Raw genomic sequence first — 831 nt, 5'->3', positions numbered from 1 at the left:
GAACATATTACCAAAGGTTAGTTCAATCACGAACCTGCCTCCGTGAGGGGTTGCTGTGCAATCTCCGGCCCAATAGACAGCGTCTGAACCGTCTCGTCTCGTTCTTCGGTTAGACTCGACAGTAAGGGACGTACCCAGTCTACCCAGTCGTACATCGTATGGAGACGGTCGATGTCCGGTAGCCCGTTAGGTCCGCATTGTACCCATATCTCGATTACCTCCTCGGTCAACTCATCAAGCGCTTCTAGCGTCTCAAAGAGGACGTCTCGAGTGAACGACTCGGTCAGCATGAACGATGGAAGAATCCGCTTGTGGCGTTCTTGCTCGTCTGTGAACGAAAGGTTCAGTCGGCACTGACCCTCGGTCTCGTCGACTAACCCCATTGCTACAAGTGTCGGTAAGTGGTTCCGAACCGACTGCGTCGAGATTCCCGCTTTCTCGGCTAACTCTGTCTTGCTAAGGCTCAGATTCGTCGCGAGCAACGTACTAATCATCGCCCGAACCGTGGGGGTTGCGTCCTCTAAGAGACGCTTCGACGGGAGACTCGCGAGTGAAAGCCGTACTTCGCTACTCCGAATCTCTCTCGGTGTCGCTTCTTGAGACAACCCTCGCCCGATTGCGTGGGCTACGTCGTACGGTGTCCGTGCAAACCCAGAGAATAGCCGTATCGCGTCTCTCGTCGCGTCGAGACCTTTCGCCCGACACATTGCCCGTGTTACTCGTGCAACCGTACTCGGACCCTGCCCGACGACCACAGGGCCTTAGAGCGCAATCTCCGGCGCGTCCTCGTGCACCTCCCCAGGGTTCGACAGTCGGTCCTCTATTACGCCG

At 56.4% G+C, this 831-nt stretch carries 1 protein-coding gene; it reads right to left on the bottom strand.

The genetic code is table 11. From position 1 onward, the window contains the following. Positions 1-26: 26 nt before the first annotated feature. Positions 27-707: a hypothetical protein gene (locus tag DVK00_RS22120; protein ID WP_233560865.1), complete on the bottom strand. Its 681-nt coding sequence runs from the start codon at positions 705-707 to the stop codon at positions 27-29. Positions 708-831: the final 124 nt, after the last annotated feature.

Origin of the sequence: Haloarcula sp. Atlit-47R (assembly GCF_003665985.1) — an archaeon.
Classification (GTDB): domain Archaea; phylum Halobacteriota; class Halobacteria; order Halobacteriales; family Haloarculaceae; genus Haloarcula; species Haloarcula taiwanensis.
This window is presented reverse-complemented; position numbering and strand designations above follow the sequence as displayed.

Coding starts and splice junctions, on each gene's coding strand:
- DVK00_RS22120 (WP_233560865.1), bottom strand. CDS start 707: ATGTGTCGGGCGAAAGGTCTCGACGCGACGAGAGACGCGATACGGCTA.